The organism is Chitinophaga sp. S165, from assembly GCF_003182155.1.
Classification (GTDB): domain Bacteria; phylum Bacteroidota; class Bacteroidia; order Chitinophagales; family Chitinophagaceae; genus Chitinophaga.
In genome coordinates, this window is sequence record NZ_QGTG01000005.1 from 14,342 (window position 1) to 28,007 (window position 13,666).

The 13,666-nt window shown below is 42.8% G+C and carries 9 protein-coding genes; 4 read left to right on the forward strand and 5 right to left on the reverse strand.

All coding sequences use genetic code 11. The annotated features are described in order from the left end of the window. The first annotated feature begins 49 nt into the window (after nt 1–49). Both C7475_RS19515 and C7475_RS19520 read left to right on the forward strand, forming a co-directional pair. Complete coding sequence (locus tag C7475_RS19515) at nt 50–1,042, forward strand: AAA family ATPase (protein ID WP_110055080.1); 993 nt, start codon at nt 50–52, stop codon at nt 1,040–1,042. Further along, a complete protein-coding gene (locus C7475_RS19520) occupies nt 1,042–1,575 on the forward strand; it encodes a hypothetical protein (protein WP_110055081.1) in 534 nt (177 codons plus the stop codon). The genes C7475_RS19515 and C7475_RS19520 overlap by 1 nt, the downstream gene beginning before the upstream one ends. A 49-nt stretch (nt 1,576–1,624) precedes the next feature. On the opposite strand, the gene C7475_RS19525 is transcribed toward C7475_RS19520, so the two are convergent. The 3 genes from C7475_RS19525 to C7475_RS19535 form a co-directional block, all read right to left on the reverse strand. Beyond that, nucleotides 1,625–3,766 carry a DEAD/DEAH box helicase gene (locus C7475_RS19525; RefSeq protein WP_110055082.1) on the reverse strand — a complete coding sequence of 714 codons (2,142 nt, stop codon included), beginning with the start codon at nt 3,764–3,766 and terminating at the stop codon, nt 1,625–1,627. A gap of 8 nt (nt 3,767–3,774) precedes the next feature. Next, complete coding sequence (locus C7475_RS19530; RefSeq protein WP_110055083.1) at nt 3,775–6,633, reverse strand: BREX system ATP-binding domain-containing protein; 2,859 nt, start codon at nt 6,631–6,633, stop codon at nt 3,775–3,777. Nucleotides 6,634–6,924: 291 nt separating this feature from the next. After that, complete coding sequence (locus tag C7475_RS19535) at nt 6,925–7,503, reverse strand: O-methyltransferase (RefSeq protein ID WP_110055084.1); 579 nt, start codon at nt 7,501–7,503, stop codon at nt 6,925–6,927. Between the two features lie 62 nt (nt 7,504–7,565). On the opposite strand from C7475_RS19535, the gene C7475_RS19540 reads away from it, so the two are divergent. Together C7475_RS19540 and C7475_RS19545 are read left to right on the forward strand one after the other, a co-directional pair. Beyond that, the gene (locus C7475_RS19540; protein ID WP_110055085.1) at nt 7,566–8,291 is read left to right on the forward strand and encodes an MbnP family protein; all 726 of its coding nucleotides are present in this window, start codon (nt 7,566–7,568) and stop codon (nt 8,289–8,291) included. A 1-nt stretch (nt 8,292) separates the two neighbouring features. Next, a complete protein-coding gene (locus C7475_RS19545) occupies nt 8,293–9,351 on the forward strand; it encodes a cytochrome-c peroxidase (protein ID WP_110055086.1) in 1,059 nt (352 codons plus the stop codon). Between the two features lie 6 nt (nt 9,352–9,357). Here C7475_RS19545 and C7475_RS19550 read toward each other — a convergent pair whose 3' ends face one another. Both C7475_RS19550 and glmS read right to left on the reverse strand, forming a co-directional pair. Continuing rightward, nucleotides 9,358–11,598, reverse strand: a complete 2,241-nt coding sequence (locus C7475_RS19550) for a DUF4954 family protein (RefSeq protein WP_110055087.1) — start codon at nt 11,596–11,598, stop codon at nt 9,358–9,360. Between the two features lie 22 nt (nt 11,599–11,620). Then, the gene (glmS, locus tag C7475_RS19555) at nt 11,621–13,459 is read right to left on the reverse strand and encodes a glutamine--fructose-6-phosphate transaminase (isomerizing) (protein ID WP_110055088.1); all 1,839 of its coding nucleotides are present in this window, start codon (nt 13,457–13,459) and stop codon (nt 11,621–11,623) included. Between the last annotated feature and the right edge of the window lie 207 nt (nt 13,460–13,666).

The following is a 13,666-nucleotide window of genomic DNA, read 5'->3' on the forward strand; positions in this document are numbered from 1 at the left end:
ATCGCTGTTAAGTTGGTTATGAGCAGGGAAAAATGTCATATTTTAGCTTATGATGCCAAATGCAATCGACCATATATTCATCAGCAATTTTAAATCTATCAAAGATTTGGAACTCCGCGGTTTTAAGCGGATCAACCTTTTTATAGGCCGTCCTAATGTGGGGAAATCCAATATCATTGAAGCACTATCATTATTTTCATTACCGTATCTGAGAGAGAACACATCAAAGAAACTAAATAGCCTCATCCGTTTGGAAAATGAAGCGGAGTTATTCTACAATGGTAATATCGACGATCATGCAGTGATCAGGACAAATGGCGGTGGTGTTGAGCTAAAGTACCATCCCCGCGAGGGACTGAATATTGTTTCAGATTTTTCCGGAGGTGAATTTTTCGATTTCCATGTTGATGAGAAATTCGTTGTAAGAGGAGGCCGAAAAAGTTATTCTTTTGCTCCTACGATCAAAAGATATATTTATAAATCCGATGTCGTATATAAAAAAGGACATGGTAAATATCTTATCCCTCCTTTCGGTTTTAATCTGCTATCAATTATAGAACACTACCCAGAGCTTAAGAGCCAGGTTACTCGTATGTTTAAAGAATATGGACTTGATATTGCTTTCGACAAAAGTAGTCAAACGCTTAAAGTGATCCAATCCAATGGAAGGGACGGGATGTTCCTGATACCTTATAATTCAATTTCGGATACACTACAACGAATTATTTTTTTTAAGGCTGCAATTGCCTCTAACAGCAATAGTGTACTCCTTTTTGAAGAGCCGGAAGCCCATGCATTTCCGCCATACATGACACATATAACCCAGGAAATGATCTACAGTCCCAACAACCAATATCTTGTTGTCACTCATAGCCCCTTTATATTAAATGATCTGTTGGAAAACTGTCGAAATGAACTATCCGTTTTCTTAGTGTACTATAAAGACGCTGAAACCAGGGTCAAGCAGCTTTCTGAACAGGAACTGCATGATGTATTTCAGAACGGGGAGGATTTATTTATTAATAGCGAAAGTTTTATTTGATGGATCAAGATGTTATCCCCGAATGTTTTGTAGATACCAATCTTATTGAAACTTTAGTTCCACCGAAGGTACGTTACAATCACCAGAAGGGCTGTGGCAAGGTTGCAAGGGTGATGAAGGAGGATTTTTTGGATCGCTTTGCTGTTGGTATTATCGATAAAGACAAAAATGAGGTCGATTATCTTAAAGAATTTAAAATTGTCTGCAAGATAGGTGGGTTAATCTTGCACCGGCATACTAATCCCTCGAAGCATCATTACATTATTCAGATCAATCCAGCGATGGAAAGATTTATAGTTGATAATGCGGCATCTGTTAATATCTCTTTATCTGATTTTGATTTGCCAGTTGAGCTGGATCAACTTAAGAGAGTGTCAAAAACTGTGAATACCAAAAATGATGAACGTTTCAAGCGTCTATTCAATGCCATGCAACAAGCTGGAGCTAGTGATATAGTAAGACTAGCTGGCTGGGTGAGTTATCTGAAAGAGAGAATGTATAAGGCGGATATGGAAGAGTTAAAAAAGATTTGACTTAATCGAATGGTGGTATCTGGTTATTAATAATATCAGGGAATACTATTTAATAATCAATTGTAATTTCATTTAACTGCCGAATCAGGCCTGCCACATCCATCCCTTTGTCAATAATAGTTCTTTTTGACAATTCATCAGGTAAGCATTCTGAAAATTTAGAAAACCATTTCACGGGTATATTCGCTTCAATGATATTCAATAATTCATTTTCTGTTTTAGTCCCGATAGTCATTATTAAATCGTAAACCTCATCGATAGATTTGTCATCTTTTAAGTAAATAATCACTTTTTGATAGTCATATTTTAAATTATCACCCAGTTCATGCTTTAGTAGAGTATGAAGACATCTGTTGATTTTATCACCCGCGAAATTCCAAAGGTTTATTGTTCCTGCTTCCGATGAGCCTTCCATTATCCATTTTCCACTTCGCCAATTGAGATTACCGAATGTTGATCTTAGTGCATTTATTACTCTATGTGCGGACAAGTCGAGGAACTCCAGTTTTTCATCATTCATAAGTAGCTTGCCAATTTCCTGGGCAACCTCAAAGGGGACATCAAAGCTATTTATTGTTGTCCACTTGGGTGGTATTCCGGTCTCATTTTTCTCAACTGATATTTGTTGCTGCTCGTGGTCAAGCTTAATTGCATTCCACTCCAGCCCTCCTAAAACAAATATGAAAGGTAGTTGCTGGGATCTTGCAAAATCAGAATCAAGCGTGCCTATTACTTTTTTCCCATCTACCACATTGTACATTTGACTAGCATCGAAAATAGCAAATAACCTCTTGTAGTTGGCGCGAAGAAATTTATCTTCACTAGTTTTACTGACAATCAGTAAAGATCTCTCTACAAGCCTCAAGAAATCTTCTTGCAGCATGTAATCAATAAGTAAATCAAACTCGCTCCTTTTTATTTTAGAAAAACAATAAGCATTGGAAACAGCATTCCAAATTTGATCTGCCGTAGCTCCCAAATTTTGAATACTGTAACAGATTGTTTGATGTGCTAGAATATGAAAAGCCCTAGTAGGAAGTAAAATAGCTTCTGAATAGCGGTTTATGCCTAAACTGACACAGCCGGTTAACAGCAGTAGCTCTTCACTATCATTGCATAGCCCACGAAAAAACTGAGGTCTTCCGTCTCGTCTTCCTGTTCTGCCCACTCTTTGAAGAAAAGAGCTGGCACTGCTTAATCCACCGATCTGGATAACCTGGTCAAGATCTCCAATATCAATTCCTAACTCCAAAGTTGACGTGCTTATAATTGCATCAATTGATTGGGTTGACTCTTTTTTTATTGATCCTTCGGCTTCTTCTCTTAGCCTTTTACTGACAGATGAGTGGTGAGTTTTTACCTTTATGGGGAACCGGTTATTAATAAGTAAATTACGTTCGTTTATTTTCGAAGCGGTATCCTCTGTACCACTCCTTGAACGTTCAAAAACTATTGATTTCTTTTTTTGTAGCAGCGTATAAAGGTTATCATGAAGTGGTACTTTCTCTTCCTCAAAAAAATGAATCTTAAAATCTCTTTCCTTTGCATTTTCTGCTTCGATACGGATACATTCTCCTCCAGATCTTCCTCCCAATAACCAACGTAATAGATCGCCAGGATTTCCGACAGTTGCTGTAACTGCAATCCGTTGAGGCCGATTGGGAATACCTGCTTCGAGCCTTTCCAGCAGGGAAAGCAAATGTGATCCTCGCTCTGTTAATGCAAAATAATGAGCCTCATCAATGACAATTGTCTCAAGATTGCGAAAAACAGCATTCCAGTTCGCCCTACGTAGCAAAATGGCCTCAATTGACTCCGGAGTGGTTAGAAGGATATCAGCTGGAAAAGTCATCTGTTGGACCTTATCCGCCTGGCTCACGTCTCCATGCCATTTAAATGCTTCCATATAGCATCTTTCGGCGTGAGGCAATACTCTGAGTGCAAGATCATTTAATAACGCTTTTAACGGAGCAATATATAAGACCTTGAACCCTGCGGTTTTGTGAGACGCAATCCTTGTCAATAGAGGAAATAAAACGGCTTCGGTTTTTCCTCCAGATGTGGGGGCTTCTATGATGCAGCTATTCCCCTCATATATGGGATCAAATGCTTTTTCCTGGATTTTGGTCAATCTCTTCCATTTCTCCTTCACAAAATCCTGTAGCCTTGGATGCAATTTGTGCAATGACATATTAAATATTAAATTGAAATACTAGAAGTCTCCGCAACTGGTTCCAACATAGATTTCTTCAAGAACTGGGATAAACTGACACCCTTGTTCTCTTCGCATAAGTCCAGCATTTGAATAAACTCTCTTAGAATTGGTCTAGGCTTGCGATCAATACTTTCTTCCCCAAACATTGTCCACTCACCTATAAGTTTTAGAATGGAGTCATCGTCAGCAAACTGATTGACATCCCAACCGTACGCAATGCCATACAAATCACGTATTTTAAATATGACATTCGCCAATCGTTGAGCGTCTAATGCTTCCAGACTAATAATCGGCTGGCGCATGCTTACATAATTTTCATGTTTGAATGGTGTCATGACCCTATCCGCCAAAGCCTCATAACTTCTTAGTCCGTATCGTTCGTCTTCAAAAAAATCATCCGTACCAGTGAATATAACAAGGCAGCCGGGAAGGGCATTCCTCCCTGCTTCATCTATAAGCAATCGAAGAGTTTCTAACGCAAGTTCGCGTTGTCGCGCATGAGGGAACTTTCTGATCAATTCCAGTTCGTCCACAAGCAGAAGTAATCCTTTATATCTCGCACCACCAATGATTTCCAGGATTGCCCGAATTCGTTGAAATACGTTATTGGGTTCGAGGTAACCTTTCACACCAACGTCTTTCAGTGCTTGAGATGAAAGAGATCTGCTGCCCATTATCCATGCGACTGCATTTGACACAAGTTCCATATCCCCATTCACTTTGCCATCATAAAAAGCACGTAAAGCTTGAGAGAATCCAGGTTCTATATCATTAAAATTTGCAAATTCGACTTCTATTGACTTCTCGACAGACTTTATCAGGAGTTCATGGTTTCCTGCCTGTGTCAAATCTATCCCTTCTATCTTGGCGGTCTTATTATGAATATTCAGTAGCCATGATTCAAGAATATCCACTAAAGCACTGGAATCAGTCTTTTCTGGCGTACGCAATCCATTGATCAGACCTGAAAAAAATACTGGCAGATCAGACAATGGTTGGTCATGACTGATATTTATGAATGAAACGGCAAATTCATTATTCAGCGCAAATTCCTTTAGCCAGGAGCATAAAAAGGTTTTTCCTGACCCGTATTGCCCCCTGATAAATTTAAAATGTGATTTACTTGAATTAACTTCAAAGAGAATGTCTGAAAGATGTTTCCTCGCGGTCTGTTGGCCCACCATTAGCAAATCAAGATTATGTCTTGGTACTACACCATGACGCAAGGCATCTATAATATCACGTGCAGATCTTCTTTCTAATATTTGTCCGTCGGCGATATCAATAGAAGTCCATTGATAAATATTGTTATTTTGAATGCTCTTTATTTGAATGTATGGCTTATTGTCCCTGTTCAACTTTGCGATTAATTCCGCCATATGTGCTTTATGCAAAAACCAACCCAGTCGATGCTTGATAACTATGCGAGCAAGGTCTTGTTCCGTGATAGACTTGGCTTCTTTTAATATAGCAAGGACTATTTTTTCATCATGTCCGAGATTTAGGAATCTGGTATTAACCTCTTCCCAATTTTGAGGTAACGTTGAGGGATCAACAGCCTCAATGTCGATCTGCTGCAGTTGAGAAATGGGGGCAGAGGTGTTTGTAATATCAGGTATACTTTCTATTACCTGTAAATCGGGGGGAGTAGGTACATAGTCCAGAAGTCTGTCTACCAGTTCTTGTTTGGAACCGGTCACTGGCAATAGGAGCTTTCTACATAACTGAGATAAATCTTCTTTTCTGAGAAAATTTAATATTGATCTTTCCGACCGGTAGCTATCCATGATCCGCTTCACCTTCTCGTCTTTTGTGCCACTGGTCATAAGCCGATTTTGATGAAGTATATCATACAGTTGTTGTCCCGTGAGCAACAGTAGTATTTTGGCGTATATATCCCCATCCATCTCCCTCATCTCTGGTTCAGGTGCAAGTATCTCTTCTGTGGCTTCATTCTTATCTGACTGAAGATCCATATCTTCATCAAAGAACTGAATAATGTTAGCTATTACAGCATTTTTGAGTCCGCCGACTTGTATATTTTTTTCGCGACATACATCACGTAACTTTTCCAGGTGAAAAAAAACCAGAACATCACTGGGAGATATCAAACTGTCCACTAAACGCCCAATTAGTACTTCTTTTATTCCTCCTACATTAAGCTGATAATGGGCAAGCACTTTCGCTATTTCCTCCCTGGTAAAGCTGTTCAACAGTCGTTTATAAGAGTCATCCATAAGCTCAATACCAAATGTCTTACGAATTTGTATGGCAACTTCATCCGCAATGATGTATTGATTCTCATGAGTAAGAATGATACCTATAGCTAGCAGAAAGTTTCTCGCCAGATAATATTCTTGCTCGACATCCCACATGTTAAGGATAGAAGTATCATGCATTAAGACAAAGTGCTCCCTATCCCCGATACCAAGTTCTGTCTTCACTAGTTCGAGAATGCTCGCCTCACTTTTGTCAATATGACCATCATTCTCCCAGGCCTTTTTCAGAATTTTCATATAAAGCAGAGGGTTTCTATCAGGTATCGAATTCTGGCCTGCTCTTGACGTAAGTTCGTTTATATGGTCTAAAACCCTGGTGCGAAATCCTTCCACCTCAACCATGCATGAGGGAGACTGGAGTATAAGGTTCAATATTGCAAACGTAGGTGGTTTGGCGTAGGTTATTTTATCGGAGATATAGGATTGTGAACTTAGCGCGGAAATAATCTCCTGAATAACAACGGAATGTGGTAATCTAAGACTTATCGCCTCATCAACCTTGTCTGCGGAAAGTTGATCTAATAAAGTAGTATCATAATTCTCTAGTATGTTAACTAATTTCATAAGTTTCTCATATTTGGCGTTTCAAAAATCTATTTAAATCAACATAATTTTATAGCCGGCTGAATTAGCTCCATTCGAAAGGAAAGAAGGGCAAATCGGGGTAGCGGGGCTTATTGAATTATAATATAAGTATAGCCTAAGTATATGGAAATTAGGAAAGAAAGTGTTCAAAAGTGTCTCCTATAAGTAGCGTTACTTATGTGATGCCTGGAATTAATACCCATAAACAGTAAAACAAAAAACGGCTTCCAGACCTCCGCCTGAAAGCCGTCAAAAAGTTAATCTAAACACTCACTTCTTCACAGCCACAATGATCCCCGTCGCCCAAGCCTGTTTCACCAGCAATAAATCCTCCCTCGCTTCCAAATCCTTCACCAGCTGAACTGCTTTCTCCTGATGCCCATCCGGCCAGTTCGGTTGTGGCAACATATCGTCGATAATATACAACCCGCCTTTATTCAACATAGTTAACGTCTCTTCCAGCATAAGATATTTCCCATGCCATGTATCTGCAAAAATGAAATCAAACTTTCTGCGTCTGTTTTCCTTCAGCCATTCACCACCGTCGGCCTGTACTAGTTTCAGCCGCTTATCATCGCTTAAGAACTGTTTAGCGATATCCAGGAACTCTTCTGCATTATCAACAGAGATAAGGGTACTTTCTCTATCCATTCCGTCCAATATCCAGGAGGTAGAGAGTCCGGTACCTGTGCCCAGTTCCAGAAAGCTGCCATAGGGTTTGGATGCTGCCAGCGTGCGGAGCAGTGAGCAGGTCAGCGGGTCGGAGGCCATAGTAAATCCGGAGGCGTTCGTAGCGTCGGCAATGTACTGGTAGTGAACGGGAAATTGCTGTAATATGTCTTCTGTCATGGGTTATAGTATTAAATCATCTTTCGACAAGGTAATAAAAAAAATCGCTTACTTTCGATATCATGAACCGCCTGTTATTACTGATATTCCTGTTTACCTATACGGGCACAGCTGCACAGCAGGTGCAGCTGGAAATCAGTCATACGGTGGGCGGGCAGCTGATGCAATTACAACAGGCGGATTATACCAATGCATCCGGAGATACTTTCAACATCACTTTATTCAAATATTATCTCAGTAACTTTTCGCTGACGGACAATAACGGAAGGAAAGTAGCGCTGATGCCGGGTTACTTCCTGGTAAGCGAAGATAGTGCTGCTTCAAAGAGGATCTTATTGCAGCAGTGCCCTGAGGGGACATATACAGCACTTTCCTTTATGATAGGAGTAGATAGTGTGCTGAATTTCAGCGGTCCGCAGAGCGGGGCTCTGGACCCTTTATATGGGATGTTCTGGACCTGGAACAGCGGTTATATAATGGCTAAGCTGGAGGGCACTTCACCGTCTTCCCGTCTGCCTAATCACATGCTCCAGTTCCATATCGGTGGTTACAGAGCGCCTCATGTTACCCAACGACTGGTGACGCTAACCCTGCCATCGCCACTAGTGATCGGCCGACAGGGGCAGCCACGGATTGAACTGCAGGCAGATGCCATGACCTGGTTCAACGGAGCTTACCCTGTCAGTTTCCGGCAGATGGCTGGGTTTATGACACCTGGCACACCTGCAGACAGGATTGCAGATAATTACCAGCATATGTTTTCCGTTAAAAAGATGATAAATCAATAACATGTTCCGTAAAGCGGCATATATCCTTACTGCTTTTTGCCTGTGGCTATGGATCATAGGACGGGACCGGCATGATCTTACAGCCCATTCCCCGGCTGTGGAGTATTATCAGCTGAAACTGCCAGACAGTCTGCCGCCTCCGGTGTACGACTTTAAGAACAATCCGCTTACTAAACAGGGGATAGCGCTGGGACGGCATCTGTTCTATGATCCCAAACTCTCCCTGGACAGCTCCATTTCCTGCGGATTCTGCCACCAGCAGTTCGCCGCTTTCGGTCACTTTGACCATGCACTCAGTCACGGCGTGTTGGGACGGACAGGTAACCGCTCCGTACCGGGATTGTTTAACCTGATCTGGCAGAAGGACTTTATGTGGGATGGGGGAGTGAATCATCTCGATATTCAGCCTTTAACGCCTATTACAGACGAGAACGAGATGGGGATGGAGCTTGGAGTGCTAATTACGCGTTTGCAGGGAAATAAGACCTATCGCAAGCTTTTTAAGGAGGCATATGGTACAGAGGAGGTGACCAGCCAGCGAATGTTCAAAGCGCTGTCACAATTTATCGTAACGATGATCTCTTTCGAGTCTAAATACGACAGTGTGATGCGCAGAGAACCTGGTGTAACTTTTACGGCGGAAGAGCAGGGAGGATATAGAACCTTCACCCAGAAATGTGCCAGCTGCCATAAACCGCCTTTCTTTACGGATTACAGTATCCGGAATAACGGTCTGCCTTATCTGCCTTCCCTGAACGATGTGGGCAGGATGCGGATCACTAACAACACAGCTGATTATAAGAAATTTAAAGTGCCTTCTCTCCGGAATGTGCTGGTCAGCGCACCATATATGCATGACGGCCGCTTCTTCGATATTTTCCAGGTATTCGCTATGTACGATCATGGACAGGAAAAAGGGAATACCATTGATCCTCTTGTGAAGAACGGTATTCCCCTGACCGAAAAGGAACAGCGACAGCTATATATGTTCCTGAATACGTTGACCGATAAAAAATTCATCACCAACAAAGAATTCAGTGAAATACTGATCACTGATTAATGATGATCACTTCTCAACTACCGGCGTACTGCTCAAGCCCCATTCCTCAATCAGCACACTTACTTTCTTCTTATAAGCCTTCAGCTCTGCAAGCGTTTGTTGGATAAAACTGTTATCATCCAGTTTTCCTATTACAGCATCCATCTCGGCTTCATTTTCATAAGTCATCCGGCGGAAAGGATTTTGATAGTCCTTCTGCCTGGAATGATAGATGCCTTCTGTCAGGAACGTTTGTATATGCAGGGATTGCAGCAGGCATTCCTTCAGGAAGGCCGGTGTAAAATCACGTGCTGTTTTTTCTTCTACATGCAACAGCGAAGCTATGGCATGTTGCAGTTTATCTAAAGCATATTGCTCTCCTATGGTCTTGTAGCTTTCATGCAGATCTGCCCAGTTGCTGATAGCGCCCGTGCGGATCCTGTCTTTGAGGTCTGCCAGTGTTTCCTCTTTCATCAGCTGACCGCCTACATTATGCCATGGGCCGCGTTCTGCGGTTTCCACAACAGCACGCAGTGAAGAGAAATAGCGTCCGGGTTGCTCTTCAATGTAGTTAAATATATTACGTACTGCGTATAGGTTGATCAGTTCACGGAACAGCGGATATGATCTGTGTACTTTCAATAGCTGTACTTTACGTGAGCTGTTCTCTACATCTGTTGCGAATATCTGTAGTCCTGCTACTATCTCCGGATCATGTATCAGCAGTTCTTTCCCTTTTTCTTCCAGATCATGTACAGATAATTCATCCGCCGCAGATCCATGTTTTGCATACCATGCTTTACCGGTTGCAATTTCCATGAGTGTCATAGCATGGATCATCTCTTCCACACTATCCGGGGCCAGGTAGTCGTATTCTATCAGCTGTGTCTTGTCAGTACGCTTATCACGATCAACATATTTCCACGAGTTACGCGCCAGTGCATACATATTATGCAGGAACCAGTAACCCGTCATGATCTTCATACTGTTGCTCTGTTCATCATTCAACACGAGGCTGAATGGGAAAGGTACGTCCATCTCGTACATGTAAGTACCTTTGGCTATCAGTGTGAAGCTGGCAAAGCGGGAGTTATGCTTCAGGCTTACACACAGCCCCGGCCAGAAGCCCCGGCCGGCTATTATTTCACCATCTGCTCCACGGGAATTGTGATTAGAACCGATGGTAGCACCTGCCGCCATATTGCTCTGTCCCATGATCAGTGCTGCACAAAGGAAAGAGTTGTTATGGTGTTGTTCATGCGCGGGAAATATCAGTGAGTTCAATACTTCACAACAAGAGATGGTTGCATTATTGCCCAGGTATGAGTTGATCAGCCTTGCACCATATTTCAACTGCGAATGAGAGGCCATCACAAAACGCACTGCCTTCACACCATAGAACACACGACAACCGTAACCAACAATGCCGTTCACCAGTTCGCAGCCTTCACCTATCTGGCTGGTTGCCTCGGAAGAACTGTTGATAGTAACATTTTTGATCTTGTTGGCGCCTTTCAGATAAGCATCTGTGCCGATAGTAGCATCCTTGATGATCTTACAGTTTTTGATCACACAACGATCGCCTACCATTCCATAGTAACCACGTTTCTTATCAAATTGGTTTTCGGTGAATCGTTTGAATTGTTCCTGTAACGCTTTGTCATCGCGATTGCGGGTCCATAACCAGGCATCGCCGGGTAACATTCCGTCAAACGGCATGACGCTTCTGCCGCCATTCTCATTACATAGCTCCAGCCAGATGCGCAGATGTTCCGCTTCGCCCTCTTTCACAATACCGTTACCGAATTTCGCATGATCGGTAGTAGCCATCTCATTGACATTAGAGATGATCACTTCATTACCGATGATATAATGAGAGAGGAAGTTCACGTTGTGGATCGCAGCATTGTCGCCGAAATCACAGGATGATATTGTACTGTTATATAGTCCAACAGGTAATCTCAGGTTATGAAATTCCAGGTAGTATGGTTCCAGTTTACCAATACGCACGACACCAAAGAAGTGACAATGTTTTACCAGTTGCGGACTGAATTCATTAGCCACGAAGATATTGTTCCAGTCGTCGGAGGTATTGTCGTTACGCACTAATGTCTCAATTTCAAGTGCACTCAGCTTACGGTAATTGCGTTGTTGCTTACCAAGTTGTTTGTTCCGCAGGTAGTACTCATCCTGCCCTTCAGGCAAATAAGGCGCCGCTACAAAATTGTAGCCCAACTCAACGAGTGGCTTCTTCTGTATCACATTCATCGAAAAAGAATTGAGGTTATAATTATTCTACCGTAACTGATTTAGCGAGGTTCCTCGGTTTATCCACATCAAATCCTTTCAGTACGCCAATATGATAGGCGAGCAACTGCATTGGAATAACGGATAGTATTGGCGCCACCAGTTCATCTGCTGCCGGTACTTCAATGACATCGTCTGCCATTGCCGGAATGGTCTGGTCGCCTTCTGTTACTACGGCAATTACTTTCCCTTTACGTGCTTTTATTTCCTGTATGTTGGATACTACTTTCTCGTAATAGCTGTCGTGCGTAGCCACAAAAACAACCGGCAGATTTTCGTCGACCAGGGCGATAGGACCATGTTTCATTTCTGCCGCCGGATAGCCTTCTGCATGTATGTAGGAAATCTCTTTCAGTTTCAGCGCGCCTTCAAGTGCCACGGGGAAGTTATAGCCACGGCCCAGGTAGAGGAAGTCGCGTGCATCTTTATATTTATCTGCTATTGTTTTGATCTGATCATTCAGTTTCAGCGTAACGGCTACTTTCTCGGAAATGGTATCCAGTTCATCCAGCAGGTGTTGGAAACGCTGTTGGGTGATGCTGCCTTTTTCCTGCGCTACTCTCAAGCCTATCAGGCAGAGCACAGCTAGTTGTGCTGTGAATGCTTTGGTGCTGGCTACGCCTATCTCCGGACCGGCATGTGTATATGCACCTGCATGAGAAAGACGTGCGATAGAAGATCCTACCACGTTACAAACACCTAAGATGATCGCGCCTTTCTCTTTGGCTGCTTCCATAGCTACCAGCGTATCCGCGGTTTCGCCGGATTGTGATACGGCGATGATCACATCGCCTTCGCCTACTACGGGGTTACGGTACCTGAATTCAGAAGCGTACTCGACCTCTACAGGAATCCGGCATAACTCCTCTATCACATATTCAGCTATCAGCCCGGCATGCCAGGAGGTACCACAGGCTACAATGATAATACGTTTGGCCTGGGCGAGTAGCGCAGCATGCTCACGGATGCCACCCAGGGTCAGAGTGCCTTTCTTCGCATCCAGACGGCCGCGCAGACTGTCAAAGATGGTTTGCGGCTGTTCGAAGATCTCTTTCAGCATGAAGTGGTCATATCCGCCTTTCTCTATCGCAGCCAGTTCGATGTCCAGCTTCTGTATGTAAGGGGTTTGACGTTCATTGGAGATATTCTTCAGGATCAGTTCGTCCGCTTTGATAATGGCTATTTCATAATCATTTACGAACACCACCTCTTTGGTATATTCTACAATAGGAGAGGCGTCTGAGGCCAGGAAGTGTTCTCCCTTGCCTACCCCGATCACCAAGGGACTGCCTTTGCGGGCAGCAATGAGCGTGTCAGGATTATCTTCATCAACCAGTACGATCACATAGGCGCCCACCACCCTTTTGAGAGCGATACGCAGGGCCTCTTCCAGTCCGCACTGATTGCTTTGTTGTATTTCTTCTATGAAGTGGATGAGTACTTCTGTGTCGGTATCACTTTTAAAAACATGGCCTTTTTTCAACAGCTCCTGTTTAAGCTGTGAATAATTCTCTATGATCCCGTTGTGGATCATAGCCAGTTTACCGTTGCCGGAAGCATGCGGATGGGAGTTACGGTCGCTGGGCTCACCATGAGTGGCCCATCTCGTATGGCCGATGGCCACGTGGCTGCGAACATCTTTACCAGTAAGATGGTCTTCCAGTTCTGCAACTTTCCCTTTTTTCTTGAAGACTTTTAGTCCGCTGCCGTTAAGCAAAGCCACGCCGGCACTGTCATAACCGCGGTATTCTAATCTTTTTAATCCTTTTAATACAATGGGGTAGGCTTCTCGTTGGCCTATGTAAGCAACTATTCCGCACATAGATGTTTTTCAGTTTTACATGGATAAAGACGTGCAATATGTACAAAAAATGTGAAAAAAGTATAAAAGAAAGCGAATAATGGTCCACAATAACAAAATGAGGATCATTCTCTTAGCCCTGATAAGTAGCAATACTTATGTGTTGGCAGGCTATTCCTATTATCAAATTGCATGCCTGCTAATAAAAATCGTAATTTGTACCCCTTA